The organism is Actinophytocola xanthii, from assembly GCF_001921205.1.
Classification (GTDB): Bacteria; Actinomycetota; Actinomycetes; order Mycobacteriales; family Pseudonocardiaceae; genus Actinophytocola; species Actinophytocola xanthii.
Genome location: NZ_MSIE01000058.1, coordinates 24,424 through 39,362, shown reverse-complemented (window position 1 = coordinate 39,362; position 14,939 = coordinate 24,424). Strand labels below are relative to the sequence as shown.

At 71.9% G+C, this 14,939-nt stretch carries 15 protein-coding genes; 14 read left to right on the top strand and 1 reads right to left on the bottom strand.

The genetic code is table 11. From position 1 onward, the window contains the following. Positions 1 to 14: 14 nt before the first annotated feature. The 13 genes from BU204_RS28195 (at position 15) to BU204_RS40925 (ending at position 12,763) form a co-directional block, all read left to right on the top strand. Positions 15 to 2,048, top strand: a complete 2,034-nt coding sequence (locus BU204_RS28195) for a TRAP transporter permease (RefSeq protein ID WP_075128834.1) — start codon at positions 15 to 17, stop codon at positions 2,046 to 2,048. Positions 2,049 to 2,050: 2 nt separating this feature from the next. Beyond that, positions 2,051 to 3,034 (top strand): TAXI family TRAP transporter solute-binding subunit, encoded by a 984-nt coding sequence (locus tag BU204_RS28190; protein ID WP_075128796.1) that lies wholly within the window; start codon positions 2,051 to 2,053, stop codon positions 3,032 to 3,034. 38 nt (positions 3,035 to 3,072) lie between these two features. Next, positions 3,073 to 4,317, top strand: a complete 1,245-nt coding sequence (purD, locus tag BU204_RS28185) for a phosphoribosylamine--glycine ligase (protein WP_075128795.1) — start codon at positions 3,073 to 3,075, stop codon at positions 4,315 to 4,317. 126 nt (positions 4,318 to 4,443) lie between these two features. Continuing rightward, the gene (locus BU204_RS40290) at positions 4,444 to 4,842 is read left to right on the top strand and encodes a hypothetical protein (protein ID WP_158073525.1); all 399 of its coding nucleotides are present in this window, start codon (positions 4,444 to 4,446) and stop codon (positions 4,840 to 4,842) included. Then, positions 4,835 to 5,476 (top strand): DUF3558 domain-containing protein, encoded by a 642-nt coding sequence (locus BU204_RS28175; RefSeq protein ID WP_075128794.1) that lies wholly within the window; start codon positions 4,835 to 4,837, stop codon positions 5,474 to 5,476. Before BU204_RS40290 ends, BU204_RS28175 begins: the two co-directional genes overlap by 8 nt. Positions 5,477 to 5,482: 6 nt before the next feature. Further along, complete coding sequence (locus BU204_RS28170) at positions 5,483 to 6,760, top strand: PPE domain-containing protein (protein WP_075128793.1); 1,278 nt, start codon at positions 5,483 to 5,485, stop codon at positions 6,758 to 6,760. Continuing rightward, on the top strand, positions 6,750 to 7,520 hold the full coding sequence (locus tag BU204_RS28165; protein ID WP_075128792.1) for an ESX secretion-associated protein EspG: 771 nt from the start codon (positions 6,750 to 6,752) through the stop codon (positions 7,518 to 7,520). The genes BU204_RS28170 and BU204_RS28165 overlap by 11 nt, the downstream gene beginning before the upstream one ends. Before the next feature lie 6 nt (positions 7,521 to 7,526). After that, complete coding sequence (locus BU204_RS28160; RefSeq protein ID WP_075128791.1) at positions 7,527 to 7,826, top strand: hypothetical protein; 300 nt, start codon at positions 7,527 to 7,529, stop codon at positions 7,824 to 7,826. A gap of 12 nt (positions 7,827 to 7,838) precedes the next feature. Further along, positions 7,839 to 9,020 (top strand): transglycosylase SLT domain-containing protein, encoded by a 1,182-nt coding sequence (locus BU204_RS28155; protein ID WP_083661711.1) that lies wholly within the window; start codon positions 7,839 to 7,841, stop codon positions 9,018 to 9,020. A 55-nt stretch (positions 9,021 to 9,075) separates the two neighbouring features. Further along, positions 9,076 to 9,555: a MarR family winged helix-turn-helix transcriptional regulator gene (locus BU204_RS28150; RefSeq protein ID WP_075128790.1), complete on the top strand. Its 480-nt coding sequence runs from the start codon at positions 9,076 to 9,078 to the stop codon at positions 9,553 to 9,555. An 80-nt stretch (positions 9,556 to 9,635) separates the two neighbouring features. Continuing rightward, positions 9,636 to 11,096, top strand: coding sequence for a DHA2 family efflux MFS transporter permease subunit (locus BU204_RS28145; protein WP_075128789.1), 1,461 nt, complete (start codon positions 9,636 to 9,638; stop codon positions 11,094 to 11,096). 228 nt (positions 11,097 to 11,324) lie between these two features. Next, positions 11,325 to 12,467, top strand: a complete 1,143-nt coding sequence (locus BU204_RS28140; RefSeq protein WP_143229811.1) for a pyridoxal phosphate-dependent aminotransferase — start codon at positions 11,325 to 11,327, stop codon at positions 12,465 to 12,467. 125 nt (positions 12,468 to 12,592) lie between these two features. Next, positions 12,593 to 12,763 carry a hypothetical protein gene (locus BU204_RS40925; protein ID WP_198943021.1) on the top strand — a complete coding sequence of 57 codons (171 nt, stop codon included), beginning with the start codon at positions 12,593 to 12,595 and terminating at the stop codon, positions 12,761 to 12,763. Positions 12,764 to 12,766: 3 nt separating this feature from the next. On the opposite strand, the gene BU204_RS28135 is transcribed toward BU204_RS40925, so the two are convergent. Beyond that, positions 12,767 to 13,810 carry a threonine aldolase family protein gene (locus BU204_RS28135; protein ID WP_075128788.1) on the bottom strand — a complete coding sequence of 348 codons (1,044 nt, stop codon included), beginning with the start codon at positions 13,808 to 13,810 and terminating at the stop codon, positions 12,767 to 12,769. Between the two features lie 142 nt (positions 13,811 to 13,952). Between BU204_RS28135 and BU204_RS28130 the strand changes: the two genes are divergently transcribed. After that, positions 13,953 to 14,471: a SigE family RNA polymerase sigma factor gene (locus BU204_RS28130; protein ID WP_075128787.1), complete on the top strand. Its 519-nt coding sequence runs from the start codon at positions 13,953 to 13,955 to the stop codon at positions 14,469 to 14,471. The last annotated feature ends 468 nt before the right edge of the window (positions 14,472 to 14,939 follow it).

The window sequence follows — 14,939 nt, the reverse complement described above, 5'->3', positions numbered from 1 at the left end:
ACGAGCCGGCCCGCGTGACGGGTGGACTCGCTCCGGAGACGCCGGTCGGGGAGCACGACGAGGAACGCCCGGCACGCCGGCTGTCCGGTCGGTGGGCGCTGTTCGTGTGGGCCGCCTCCATCGCCGTCGCGCTGCTCGTGCTCAAGCAGGTGTTCCTGCCCTTCGCCAAGGGCAACCAGTACTACCTCGTGATCTTCCTCGGCCTCACCCTGCCGCTGGTGTTCCTCTGCTACCGGCCGTGGGGTCGTCCGGGTGGGACGGACAACCCCGGTCCTGTCGACTGGGGGCTCGCCGCGATCGCGTTGCTGGTCGGGTTGTACCCGGTGCTGCCGCTGGCGATCGGCGACCTCGGCGGGGGGTACGACGCCTTCCTCGACCGGCAGGGCATCCTGTCCACGTCGGACATCGTGGCCGGGGCGTTGCTGCTCGTCCTGGTGCTGGAGGCGACCCGACGGACCACCGGGTTCGTGCTTCCCGTGGTGTGCCTGCTGTTCCTGGCGTTCGCCTACTACGGCGGGTTCCTGCCGCAGAGCTGGGACATCTCCCATGCCGGAGTGGACTTCAGCCAGATCGTCAACGCGCTCTACAACGACCAGAGCGGGTTCTACGGGATCCCGCTGGACGTGGCGGCCACCTACATCGTGCTGTTCACGATCTACGGGGCGGTGCTCGCCTCGTCCGGCGCGGACGTGTTCTTCGTGGACCTGAGCTTCGCGTTGTTCCGCCGCTCGCGCACCGCGCCCGGTCGCACCGCGGCGCTGTCGGGGTTCCTGCTCGGGACGGTGTCCGGGTCGGGCACGGCGACCACGGTGAGCCTGGGCGCGGTCACCTGGCCGGTGCTGCGCCGGGCGGGCTATCCCAGGGAGAACGCGGGCGGCCTGCTCGCGGCGTCCGGCATCGGGGCGATCCTGTCGCCGCCGACGCTGGGCGCGGCGGCGTTCATCATCGCCGAGTACCTGGAGACCGACTACTTCACCGTGCTGGTCTGGGCGATCGTCCCGACGCTGCTGTACTACCTGGGCATCGTGTTCGCCGTGGAGGCCGACGCCCGCCGGTTCGGCGCGCGGGCGGTCGACATCGAGGTGCCGAGGGTGGGCCGGCTGCTGCTGCGCGGCGGCTACCACTTCCTCTCGCTGGCGGTCATCGTGCTGTTCCTGGCGCTGGACATCCCACCGTTCTCGGCGGTTGTCTACGCGACGGCGGTGGCGGCCGCCTTCGCCCTGGTGGCTCGGCTGCTCGAGGCGCGCCGGGAGGGCGCTTCGCCCGTCACGGGACTGCTGACCTGGCTGCGCTCGCTGGCCGACGCGCTTGCCGAGGGGGTGCGCGGCGCGCTCCCGGTGATCGCGGTCTGCGCGGCGGCCGGGGTGATCACCTCCACGATCACCAAGACCGGCCTCGGCCAGCAGCTCGCGGCGGAACTCGTCGACGCCGCCCGGGCGCTGGCCACCAACCCGGCGGTGGTCCTGACGCTGACCGTCGTGTTCGCGGCCGTCGCGGTGAGCGTGCTCGGCCTCGCGGTGCCGGTGACCGCCTCGTTCATCATCGCCTGGGTGGTGCTCGGGCCGGCGCTTACCGACCTCGGCGTCGCGGCGCCCGAGGTCGCGATGTTCATCTTCTACTACGCGGTCCTGTCCGAGGTGACGCCGCCGACCGCGCTCGCCTCGGTGGCGGCGGCCGCTGTCACTGGCGGGTCGGTGATGGGGACCATGTGGCAGACCTGGAAGTACACGCTGCCGGCGTTCCTGGTGCCGCTCGCCTTCGTGCTGACCGACAACGGCTCGGCGCTGCTGCTCCAGCGGCCGGCGGGCACCGTGCTGTGGGTGGTCGCGGTCTCCGCGCTCGGCGTCGCCGCGCTGGCCGTGGTCACCGGGGCGTGGCTGTTCGGCCCCGCGCGCTGGCCCGAGCGCGTGCTGTGCGGGGCCGCCGCGGTCCTGCTGCTCTACCTGCAGCCGCTCTCGATCGCGATAGGAGTGGGCTGCCTGATCATCGCGGTCGGGGTACACCTGGCCACCCGTTCCCGGGAAACCGTTACAGAACAAGGAGCTTGAGCATGCGGTCGACGAAGATCGCCGCCGGTGCCCTCGTCGTGGCCATGGCCGCGGCGGCGTGCGGCGGCAAACAGGACAGGGAGCCCGCCGGTGATGAGGCGGGCGGCTGCGAGGCGGCGGAGGGTCGGATCACGATCGCGACCGGCAACACGGGCGGCGTGTACTACACCCTTGGCGGCGGCCTCGCCCAGCTGATCAGCGACAACACCGAGCTGAACGCCAGCGCGGCGGAGACCGGGGCGTCGGTGCAGAACATCCAGCAGCTGGTGGCCGGGGACTACGACATCGCGTTCTCGCTCGCCGACTCGGCGGCCGACGCGGTCGAGGGCAGCGGGAGCTTCGAGGGCAAGCCGCAGGACATCACCGCCCTGGCCCGGATCTACTCGAACTTCACCCACGTGATCGTGCGAGCCGACGCGGGGATCGACAGCGTGGCGGACATGCGGGGCAAGAGCATCTCCACCGGTTCGCCGAAGTCGGGTACCGAGGTGATCGCCAACCGCCTGCTCAAGGCGGCGGGGCTCGACCCCACCACGGACGTGTCGGCCCAGCGCCTCGCCCTGCGCCAGACCGTGGACCAGATGAAGGCCGGGCAGATCGACGGCCTGTTCTGGTCCGGTGGCCTGCCGACGCCGGAGATCACCGACCTGACCACCTCGCTGGGAGCGGAGGTGTCGTTCGTGGACATCAGCGACCTGCTGCCGGCGATGCGCGAGCTGAACCCGGTCTACGAGGAGGGCACGCTCGCCGCGGACACCTACGGACTACCCGAGGACGTCGACACGATCGCCGTGCCGAACATGCTGCTGGTCCGCGAGGACTTCGGCGCCGGCGAGGCCTGCGCGATCACCAACCTGATCTTCGACAAGAAGGCCGACCTGGTGAAGGTGCACAAGGCCGCCGACGAGCTCGACCGCGCCACGGCCACCGAGACGGACCCGGTGCCGCTGCACCCGGGGGCACGACGCGCGCTCGACCAGGGCTGAGCGGACACCGGTGGGGACGGCATCTACCCTCTAGAGCCGTGCGTGTCCTGGTTATCGGGTCCGGTGCGCGTGAGCATGCCCTGGTGCTCGCGCTCGCCCATGACCCCGCGGTCGTGGCGCTGGCGTGCGCCCCCGGCAACGCCGGCACCGCCGCGCTCGCCGAGACCTACGGGGTCGACGTGACCTCCCCGGCAGCCGTCGCCGAGCTGGCGACGCGGTGGCAGGCGGACCTCGTCGTAGTCGGCCCCGAGGTGCCTCTGGTCGCCGGTGCGGCGGACGCGGTGCGGGCCGCCGGCATCGCCTGCTTCGGCCCCTCCGCCGCGGCGGCCCGGATCGAGGGCTCCAAGGCGTACGCCAAGGAGGTCATGGCCGCGGCCGGCGTGCCGACGGCGCACAGCGAGGTCGTCGACAACCCGGCCAAGCTCGACGCGGCCCTGGGCCGCTTCGGCCCGACCTGGGTGGTCAAGGACGACGGCCTGGCCGCCGGCAAGGGGGTGGCCGTGACCAGTGACCTGGCCGCCGCCCGGGCCCACGCCATGACCCTGCTCGAGGGCGGCCATCCCGTCCTGCTGGAGAGCTACCTCGACGGCCCGGAGCTGTCGCTGTTCTGCCTTGTGGACGACACCACGGTGGTCCCGTTGGTGCCGGCCCAGGACTTCAAGCGCGTGGGCGACGGCGACGCCGGCCCGAACACCGGAGGGATGGGCGCCTACGCCCCGCTCCCGTGGGCGCCGCCCGGCCTCGTCGACGACGTGGTCGCGAAGATCGTCCAGCCGGTGGTGCAGGAGCTGTCCGCCCGGGACTGCGCGTTCTCCGGCCTCCTCTACGCCGGCCTGGCCCTGACCGCCGAGGGCCCCAAGGTCGTCGAGTTCAACTGCCGCTTCGGCGACCCGGAGACCCAGGCGGTGCTGGCCCTCCTGCGCACCCCCCTGGCCGGCCTGCTGCACGCGACGGCGACCGGCGCCCTGGCCGCCCAGCCACCCCTCGACTGGTCCGACGGCGCGGCGGTGACCGTGGTCATCGCCGCCGAGGGCTACCCCGGCTATCCCCGCGCCGGTGACGTCATCACCGGCGCCGAGAGCGAAGGCGTCCTGCACGCCGGCACCCGCCGCCGCGAGGACGGCGCCATCGTCTCCGCCGGCGGCCGCGTCCTGTCGGTGGTGGGCCAGGGCGACACGCTCGCCGCCGCCCGGGAGGAGGCCTACCGCCGGGTCGCCGCCGTCCACCTCGCCGGCTCCCACCACCGCACCGACATCGCGGCCGCCGCCGCCCAGACCGGCTGACCTGTTAGGCCGTCCGGAGGAACCGCGCCGCGTTCGACTTCGGCCAACGTGGGCGTGGACTTACCGTGTCCTTGGTAGCCTGCGAAACGGGACCGATCAGTTACAACAGGTGGGGAGCGATCGGGGATGCAGATCGTCGGCGACTACGGCCGTGGCATCAACCAGGCGTTCTGGCAGGTGGACAAGGCCAACGAGGGCGTCAGCTCCGGCTCCTTCACCGTCACCAAGGACAACGTCCTCGCCGCCGCCCGAATCGTCGAAACCCAAGCCGACGCCCTGTTCACGATGTTGAGGGGGGCCCGCGAGGAACTGCGGATCGAGCCTCCCGGCTCCGACGATGTCAGCAGTCGTATCGCGCCCGCGTGGAACGACCGCCTCGTCGACGGGGACGACTGCTACGCCGAGCGGATCGCGAGCTATGTCCTGGGGTTGCGGAAGCTGGCGGTCCAGTTGGGCGACAGCGCGAAGGCCTACGGCTACACCGAAGATGAGATCGAGGCCGCGTTCAGGGGACAGGGTGCGTAGGGTCGCCGCACTCTCCCTCGCCGGTCTGTTGACCTTGGTCCTGTGCGCGGCCTGCACCAACAGCACCGGCGGGGAGGCCACCCCGACGGACACCACGGCGGATGCTCCCTCGGGCGGGTCGAGCAGCACTCCGGCGCCCTCGTCGAGCGGGCCCACCCCCACCGTCGAGATCCCGCCCCGCCCGCGTGACCTCAGCCTGACCGGCGTCGAGCCGTGCTCGCTGCTCACCGCGCCGCAGCTGGAACAGCTTGCCTCGCGGTTCAAGTTCGACGAGCCGCCGGAGTCCGACGTCCGAAAGAACTCGAAGAAGTATCCGTTCTGCTCCATCGAGCAGTCGGCCGAACCGTTCAGCGCGATCGACATCGTGGTGGCGACCGACGAGGGCATCGAGCCGTGGCTGTCAGGACGGCGGAACGTCGATGCCTGGCTGGTGACGATCGCCGGTTATCCGGCGGCGAACTACAAGCTGATGGGCACCGAGGACGAGGAGTGCGTGACCTCGGTCGGTGTCGCCGACGGCCAGCAGCTGATCGTTGACCTGCAGCCGCTCGTGGATACGGACTATCGGCAGTTGTGCCAGGTAACCGAGCAGGTGGCCACCTGGGCGACCCAGACCCTGCAGACGTTGAGGTGATGAGCCATGGCTGGTGACTACGGGCTGAGCGACCTGCGCTTCGAGGGCTACTCGAACGAGGACCTGGCGCGCCAGGTGGACGGCCTGCGTGACGGGGCCGGCTCCGAGACCCTGAACAACGCCGTCCGCGCCTTGGTGCAGTTGGCGAACGGCCTTGCCGACACCGATCAGACGCTGCGCGAGCAGCTTCGCGAGATCGGCGTCGTCTGGCAGGGAGCCGCGGCCGAGGGTGGGACCGAGGCGACCGAGAACGCCTCCATCTACGCCGAGCAGGCATCCGAGCCGGTGACGGCCTCCGCCAAGGGTGTCGACAGCCAGGGGGCGACCTTCACCACCACCCGCAACTCCGTGCCCGACTCCGGCACCCTGCGCGGCCCCAGCCAGGAGAACTTCGCCGACCGGGTCGCCGGGTTCTTCGGGCACACCACCGACCACGCCCGCCAGGTGCAGGCCACCGGCCAGGCCCGCGAGCAGGCCATCGAGCGCATGAACGGGTACCAGGAAAGCAGCTCCGACGCCCTGAACCGCTCCCGCGCCCTTCCCGTCCCACCCGGGATGAACCTCGTCGCCCGGCCCGTGGAGCTGGAGACCGGTATCACCAGCGTCTCCGGCTTCGGCGGCGGCGGAGCGTCCGGCCTCGGCGCAGCGTCCGGCCTCAGCGGTGCGTCCGGCCTCAGCGGGACCTCGGCCGGCCCGGGGGTGGGCGTAGGCCCGGTTCCGACCAGTAGCGTCGGGGGAAACCCGCTGCCGACAACCGGTGCGCCCCCACCCACCGTCACGGGGCCGCCCGGCGGCCAGTTCGCTGCCACGCCACCGGTGAACCCGATGCCGGCCGGTCAGAACATCACGCCGCCGCTGTTGCGTACCCCGGTCAGCCCGCTGTTCATGGCCGAGGCCGCGACGATGATGGGTGCCGGCGGTGCGAGCGCCGCCGCCGCTGGCGCGCAGCAGGACCGCACCGTGCGCGGCGGCGGTACCGGTGGCGGGACCGGGAGTGGCGGGGGTACGGGGACCAAGGGCGCCGCCCCCGGGCGTGGCGGCACGGCGCTCGGCTCGGTGCCCGACGAGGAGGCGCGGGCCGCGCGCAACGCCGAGCGGTTCGCGGCCAGGACCGGACGACCGGCCCCGTCGATCATGCAGCCGGCGGCCGCCGGCGGGAACCGCGCCGAGGGCGAGGAAGACCAGGAACACGTGCGGCGGTACGGGATCGACTCCGGCGACGTGTTCGACGACGACCGGGAGGTCGCTCCCGAGTCCATCGGCGACGAGCCGGATGATCGCTAGCGGGACCGTCAAGCTCTCCACGCTCGAGTTCGACGTCCTCTGGGAGCGTGAGCGCCTGCCGCACAAGCACCCCGCGCTGGCCGTGCCCAGCCCGGGACGGACGCACACCGAGCGCGCCGCGCTGGTCGAGCAGGCCTTTGACCAGCTCGAGCGGCGCGGCCTCGCCGACGGGCAGCGGGCCAGCGGCGAGCTTGTCGACCAGCTCAGCCTGCTCGCCCGCCCGCAGGTCTGCATCGACAGCTGGGTCTGGACCGACCGGGAGATCCGCTCCCTCACCGTCGCCACCGGCACCCGGGCACTGCTCGCGGTCGTCGAGGGGGACGAGGTGTGGCTGATCCCGGCCCGGGAGACCGCGCTCGCCCAGTCGGCCGTCTCCATCTGCGGGGAGGCTCCCGCCGGACCGGGGCTGTCGATCAGCGTGCCGGCCGACACTCTGGCCGCTGCCGACGCCGAGGCCAAGGGCGACGCCCGCGAGCTGGGTGCCGCGCTCATGCGCAAGGGGGTGCCGACCGCCGACGCCAAAACCCTCGCCCTCATGGTCACCGGGATGGGCATCCGCGGGCAGTTCGGTGCCAGCCGGGTGCGGCGCGACGGACGGCTGGCACGCGCCGACCGGGTCGTCGCCTTCCACGACACCCCCCAGGGTCGCTACGCACACCTCGCGAAACCCAACAGCGACGGCCGCACCTGGAGTACCGTCACCCCAGCCGACAACCATCGCCTCGCCATGCTGGTGCGCGAGCTGCTCGACGAGGTGTGAGGAACCGTGGCCACCTACAACACCGACGCCATCAACGCCTGCATGCGCGGCGTGCAGGACCACACGTCCAAGTTCGGTGCCGTCGCCGACACCTTCTCCGGGGTTGGCTTGACACCCGCCGCCTACGGCGCCCTGCCAAGCTCGGCGGCCCTGTCCGGCGCGGTCGAAACGCTGAACACCATGCTCAACGAGGAGTTCTCGGCCGCGGAGAGCCGGCTTTCCGGGGTGGCCCGCGCCCTGGACGCGGTCGTGACGACGGTGAGCGACACCGACTACGCGCACGCCGACGCGATGACGCCTCGCTAGGAGGAGACCCACGTGACAGCCGCCGAGAGCCTGGCCGGCTATGCGGGCGGTGACGTCGTGAGGACGGCCGCGGCGAAGGTCGCGAACGCCGACAGCGCCGCCATCACCGAGGCCGCGGCCCGGCTCACCCAGGCCGTCGAGGACGCCGGCGCGTCGGGCCGACAGGTCGCCGCCGGCGTCGCCGGGCTGGACAGCGCCTGGGAGGGCTCCTCGGCCGACGCGTTCGTCGCCTACATGGGCCGCTTCGCCGCGGCGGGGACCGACATCGCCTCGGGGATGACCGAGGCCGCGACCGCGCTCGAGGGCGTCGCCACCGCGATCGACGGAGCCAAGCGCTTCGTCTCCACCCGTTGCGACCAGGCGCTGGGCGAGATCAAGCGGTGGCTCACCCAGAACCCGCAGGCCACCCAGCAGCAGCTCGACGACTTCACGACCGACCTGTGCGCGGAGGTCGCCGGCGACATCGACCGGCACCTCGCCGGCACCGAGCAGACGCTGGCCGCCGCGCTGGCCACGGTCCAGGCCGCGGCCACGCCGGCGACCCGGTTCTCCGGCCTCGGCGAGCCCGACGCGCAGCCGTTCGTCCCGCAACCCGGCGCGGCCGTGGAATGGGTGCCCACCCCGCCGGCGCAGACCACGCCCGCCGGCGCCGAGCGCTCCGTCCAGCCGCCCGCCCAGAGCACCACGAACACCTTCGCCGGGAACGGCTCCTCCGCAGCGGCGGACTCCGGCGGTGGCTCCTCTGGTGGCTCGTCCGGCGGCGGAGGAGGGGGCGGGGGTGGCGGCGGCTACTCGGGCCCGATGAGCGGCGGGCCCCCGGCCGGCGGACCCCCGCCGGGCAATGTGCAGGAGTGGATCCGCCAGGCCATCGAGATCCTGCGGCAGAACGGGATCAACGTGACCGAGGCCGACGCCCAGCGCATCTGGCAGATCATCCAGCACGAGTCCGGTGGCAACCCGCACGCGATCAACGACTGGGACTCGAACGCCGCCAAGGGCACGCCGTCGAAGGGCCTCATGCAGACGATCGACCCCACCTTCGACGCCTACCAGCTCCCCGGGCACGGCGACATCTGGAACCCGGTCGACAACATCCTCGCCGGGGTGAACTACGCGATCTCCCGGTATGGCTCGCTGGCCAACGTGCCCGGCATCCGGGCGACCGAGAGCGGTGGCAGCTACGTGGGCTACTGAGTCGTCCGCGTCACGGATAATCCGTTAGCAGAACGAATGGGCGTACGCTCGGCCCATGACCACCTCTCGCGTCGACGCCGCCGCCGAGGTCGACCTGGCGTTCCTCCTCGGTCACGCCAGCCATGTGCTCACGACCGAGCTGACCGCCCGGCTCGCCGACCTCGGCATCACCCCCCGCGGCTACTGCGTGCTGGCCAAGGCCACCCCCGGTGACCGGACCCAGATCAAGCTGGCCGACCTGTGCGGGATGGACAAGACCACGATGGTCGTCACGCTCGACGAGTTGGAGAAGTCCAGCCTGGTCGAGCGGAAGTTGTCCCCGACCGACCGGCGGGCCCGCATCATCGTGCTCACCGACGAGGGCCGCCGGGTCGTCCGGCAGGCCGAGGAGATCGTCGCCGGGGTCTACGCCGACGTGCTCGCTGTCCTGCCCGACGACGAGCGGTCCGCTTTCGTGAGCGGGCTGATCCGCCTCGTGAGCGGTCGTCTCGCCACCCCTGTCCAGTGCCAACGGGCCCCTCGGCGACGACTGTAGGCAATCCCACAGCAGATCGTCTCGAACCAGACTATCTGTTACGGTCTCTCCTGGAAGCATCACCCAGGAGAGGTTTCGTTATGTCGGACAACACGAGCGCGCGTCGGGACTCCCGCTGGTTCGCCCTCGTCGTGCTGTGTGCGGGGATGCTCATGATCATCCTCGACGGCACCATCGTGAACGTCGCGCTCCCCGCCATCCAGGACGATCTGGGCTTCTCCCAGTCCGGTCTGGCGTGGGTCGTCAACGCCTACCTGATCCCCTTCGGCGGCCTGCTGCTGCTCGCCGGCCGCACCGGCGACCTGCTCGGGCGCCGCCGGATGTTCCTCTCCGGTCTCGTCGTGTTCACGGTGGCCTCGCTCCTGTGCGGGCTCGCCGAGAACCAGGCGCTGCTGATCGCGGCCCGGTTCGTGCAGGGTGTCGGCGGCGCCATGGCAGCCGCGGTGATCCTCGGCATGATCGTCACGATGTTCCCGGAGAAGGGCGAGCAGGCCAGGGCGATCGGCGTGTTCAGCTTCGTCGCCGCCGCCGGCGGCTCGATCGGTCTGCTCGCCGGTGGCCTGCTCACCGAGGCCATCAGCTGGCACTGGATCTTCTTCGTCAACGTCCCCATCGGCCTGGTCGCGTTCCTGCTCGCGGTGCGCGTGGTGCCCGCCGAGCGCGGCATCGGCCTGCGGGCGGGTGCGGACGTGCTCGGTGCGCTGCTGGTCACCGCCGGGCTGATGATCGGCGTCTACACGATCGTGAAGGCCGCCGACCACGGCTGGGCGTCGGCGCACACCCTGCTGTTCGGCGCCGGTTCGCTGCTGCTGCTCGCCGCGTTCGGCCTGCGGCAGGCTCGGATCGCCAACCCGCTGCTGCCGCCGCGGATCCTGGCCAACCGGACCGTCGCCGGCGCGAACCTGATCCAGGTCCTCCTGGTCGGCGGCATGATCAGCATGTTCTTCCTCGGCGCGCTCTACCTGGAGCGGGTGCTCGGCTACGACCCGCTGGAGATCGGCCTGGCGTTCCTGCCGGTCGCGGTCGGCATCGGGGCGCTCTCGCTCGGGGCCTCCGCACGCCTCAACGCCCGGTTCGGCGAGCGGACCGTGCTGGTCGGGGCGCTGCTGCTGGTGCTGGTCGGGCTGGCCCTGTTCACCAGGGCGCCGGTGGACGGGAACTACCTTTCCGACGTGTTCCCGTCGGTGACCCTGATGGGCATCGGCGGCGGGCTCGCCTTCCCGGCCATGACCACGCTCGCGATGTCGGGCGCCACGGTGGAGGACTCCGGCCTCACCTCGGGGCTGGTGAACACCACCCAGCAGGTCGGTGGCGCGCTCGGGCTCGCGGTACTGGCGACCCTGTCCACCGCACGGACGAACACCCTGCTGACCGGGGGCGCAGCGCCGGCCGAGGCCATGGCCAGCGGGTTCCGCCTGGCGTTCTGGGTGGGTGCCGGAATGGTCGCGACCGCTGTCGTGCTGGCGCTGACCGTGCTGCGCCGCCCGGCCGGAACCGTGGCTGGAGTGGGCGAGCCAGTGCCGGCGGCTGTCGGCGTGTAGGGCGCGTCCGCACAGTCCCGGTCGATGGGCTTCGTGATCCAGGTCGTCGCTGGCAAGGCGGAGGGCAGGCCTCGTACCGGGTCGTACCCGGCCTGTCCGACAACGCCGCCAGCGACGGGCTGGGCGCGAAGACCGCGATCGAGGGCTGTGCGGACGTGCCCTAGGGGGGTGGGGGTGCGGACGCGCGCCGGTGGCGGCAGGCTGGAGACCATGTCCCAGGCCCGCCTGATGAAGGTCGCCGCGCGCGCGTCCGCGGTCCCGCCGTTCCACGTCATGGACGTGCTGTCCGCGGCCAACACCCGGCAGCGGGCGAAGGGGGACGTGGTGTCGCTGGCCGCCGGGCAGCCCAGCGCCGGGCCGCCGCGGGGGGTCAGGATCGCGGCGGCCGAGGCCCTGGCCGGCCCGCTCGGCTACACCGAGCAGCTGGGCATCCCCGAGCTGCGGGAGGCGATCGCCGGGCACTACGAGCGCCGGTACTCCCTGTCCGTCGAGCCGCACGACGTCGTGGTGACCACCGGCTCCTCGGGCGGCTTCCTGCTGTCGTTCCTGGCCGCGTTCGACGCGGGCGACCGGGTGGCGCTGGCGCGGCCCGGTTACCCGGCCTACCGCAACATCCTCGGGGCGTTGGACTGCGAGGTCGTGGAGCTGCCGTGCGGTCCGGAGGCCCGGTTCCAGCCGACCGTCGAGCTGCTCGAGGAGCTCCTCCCGCTCGACGGCCTGGTCGTCGCCAGCCCGGCCAATCCGACCGGCACGATGCTGGCACCCGGCGAGCTGGCGGCGATCGCCGGCTGGTGCGTCGAGCACGGCGTGCAGCTGGTCAGCGACGAGATCTACCACGGCATCCACTACGGGACCACCGACCCGGCCTCCGCCTGGCAGTTCTCCCGCGAGGCCGTCGTGGTGAACTCGTTCTCGAAGTACTTCGCGATGACCGGCTGGCGCCTGGGCTGGCTGCTCGTGCCCGAGCGACTGCACCGCGCGGTCGACTGCCTGACCGGCAACTTCACCATCTGCCCGCCGGTGCTCTCCCAGTACGCCGCCACCGCGGCGTTCGGCGCCTACCCCGAGCTCGACGCGCACGTCGCGCAGTACGAGGCCAACCGCGACACGCTGATCCACGGGCTGCACCGGCTGGGTGTCACGAAGCTCGCCCCGGCCGACGGCGCGTTCTACATCTATGCGGACATCGCCCACCTGACGTCGGACTCGATGTCGTTCTGCCAGCGCCTGCTGGCAGACACGGGTCTGGCCATCGTCCCCGGCATCGACTTCGACCCGGAGGAGGGACGCCACTTCGTCCGGTTCTCCTTCGCCGGCCCGTCCACCGACATCACCGAGGCGCTGGAGCGGCTGCAGGGCTGGCTCCCCTGAGGGGTCTTCCCCGATGTGCGCGGGTTCCGCGAGTGTCACACTCGAGGTGTGGAACAGCTGGTGTGCGACGTTCGTTGACCAGATAACGGCCACCACGGCCGGTTCCTCGGGAGGGTGAACCCGCGATGCTGTTGAAGATCATCGGCGCGATCATCGTCATCTGGGTGGCGTTCTCGGTGCTCGGCTTCGTGTTCGAGGTGCTCGGCACCCTGCTCGTCGTCGCCGCCGTGCTCACCGTCGGCGCCCTGGGCTACGCCGCCGTCAAGGGCAGCGCCCAGCGCAAGCAGATCCGGTGAGCGTCACCGGGTGGTGACGGCGGCCACCCGGTCCAGCACCTCGGCGATGTCGGCGACGCTCACGTCCCGGTGGGCGATGAGACGGACGCGGTTGCCCATGGGCACGCCCAGCACGTCGACCCGGCGCAGTGCCGCGAGGGTCGCCCCGACGTCCGGCGTCGCGACGAGCACGATGTTCGTCTCCGGCCGGTTGACCTCCCAGCCGAGCTCGGCGAGCCCGGTGGCCAGCGCCGTGGCGTTGGCGTGGTCCAGCGCCAGGGTCGGGATGCGGTCGAGGGCGACCAGGCCCGCGGCCGCCAGTACGCCGCCCTGGCGGACCCCGCCGCCCAGCATCTTGCGCACCCGGCGGGCCTCCTCGACGAACGCGGCCGAGCCGGCGACGACCGAGCCGACCGGGGCGCCCAGGCCCTTGCTCAGGCACACCTGGACGGTGTCCACGCCGACGGTCAGCGCCGCCGGTGGCACCTCGAGGGCGACCGAGGCGTGCCAGAGCCGCGCCCCGTCCAGGTGCACCAGCAGCCCGACGTCCTTGGCCGTCGCGACCAGCTTGGCGTGCTCGTCGGGCGGGGTGACCGTGCCGCCGGCGGCGTTGTGCGTGTTCTCCAGGCAGAGCAGCGTCGTCCGCAGGGCGTGGTAGGGCCCCCGGGAGCCACCGCTCGCCCGTACCGCCTCCACCGGGATCCGCCCCGGCTGCTCGCCCCACTCGACCGGTTGCGGCATGCCACCGGACAGCCAGGCCGCCGCGCCCAGCTCGTTCTCCAGCACGTGCGCCCCGCGCGGGGCGAGGAACCGGTCCCCGCGACGCAGGTGCACGGTCAACGCGATCATGTTGCCCATCGACCCGCTCGGAACCCACAGCGCGGCCTCGACACCCAGCAGCTCGGCGACTCGCTCCTCCAGCCGCCGCATCGTCGGATCGCCGTCCAGCACGTCGTCGCCGACCTCGGCGCCCGCCATCGCGGCGCGCATCACGTCGTCGGGCTTGGTGACGGTGTCCGAACGGAGGTCTATCAGCCGAGTGTTTGTCACGATCCGATCACACCACATTCTGGTGCGGACATCCTGAGGGGCACCTCGGACGTCCTAACCCGTGTGGGGGGTGGCGTAGATCTCGGTGAGGTCCCGTGCAACCGTGGAGCGGGCGCATTCCGTCCCCCCTGACGCAGACGACGAGCGGAGAAGAGTCCGCGTGGAACAGCGCGACGAGGAGGCATTCGCGGAGTACTTCACGGCGAGACAGGACGCCGTGCGGAGATCCGCGTACCTGCTGTGCGGTGACTGGCACCGCGCGGACGACCTCGCCCAGACGGCGTTCGTCGCGCTGCACCGGAGATGGCGCAAGGTCAGGGACCGTGGTGCGCTGGACGCGTACGTGCGCCGCACGCTGGTGCGTGCGGTGATCGACGAGTCGCGGCGGCCGTGGCGGCGGGAGCGCTTCGTCGACGAGCTGCCCGAGCAGGCGCAGCTCGACGGCGGGGTCGACACCACCGTGGCCAACCGGGCGACGCTGCTCGACGGTCTGCGGCGGGTACCGCCCCGGCAACGGGCGGTGCTCGTGCTGCGGTTCCTCGAGGGACTGGACGTCACGGCGACCGCCGAGGCGCTCAAGTGCTCCGAGGGCACCGTGAAGAGCCAGACGGCTCGAGGCCTGGCCGCACTGCGGGAGGCGCTCGGGGACTCGCTGGACGACCTGAGGTCGGCGACGTGAGAAGGGAGGGACGTCGATGGACGAGCACAAGCTGAGCGAACTGCTGCGTGACGCGGTCGCCGACGCTCCGCCCCCGTCGTTCGACCACCAGGACGTGGCGCGCGAGTCGAAGCGGCAGCAGCGCAGGCGCAACGGCATCCTGTCCGGTTCCGCCCTCGCACTAGCCCTGTTGGCGGGCGCGACTGCGCTGGGCGTGGCATTGTGGACAGGGGCGCGTTCGGCCGATCAGCCGACTGCGGCAGATAGTGAGGCTGCATCCGGTAACGGAAACGCTGCTCCATACGAGTTACCGAACAGGGAACAAGACGTCGCTCCTAAGACGGAGCGTCAGGAAAACTCCCCGCCGGAGTCGCGTAAGCAGGGACGCACTTCGGAAGGGGACGCCGGGCCCACTGGGCCCGGGAGCACCTCTAGTGGGTGCGAACAGGCGGACCGGGAGCTCGCTGCTGCCCTCGCGGGCGAGCTCCC